Below are 227 nucleotides of genomic sequence, written 5' to 3' on the forward strand. Positions count from 1 at the left end.
TAAATACTACCTGGCGACCGATAGTGAATCAGTACCGTGAGGGAAAGGTGAAAAGCACCCCGGAAGGGGAGTGAAATAGAACCTGAAACCGTGTGCTTACAAAAAGTCAGAGCCCGATCTATGGGTGATGGCGTGCCTTTTGTAGAATGAACCGGCGAGTTACGTTTAACATGCAAGGTTAAGTCGAGAAGACGGAGCCGCAGCGAAAGCGAGTCTGAATAGGGCGA

1 rRNA gene is annotated in these 227 nt (G+C 49.8%); it reads left to right on the plus strand.

Annotation, left to right across the window (positions count from 1 at the left end):
- Positions 1–227, plus strand: a 23S ribosomal RNA gene (locus tag HPT30_RS00020); the annotation flags it as partial.

It is taken from the genome of Paenibacillus agri, assembly GCF_013359945.1.
Taxonomy (GTDB): domain Bacteria; phylum Bacillota; class Bacilli; order Paenibacillales; family Paenibacillaceae; genus Paenibacillus_AQ; species Paenibacillus_AQ agri.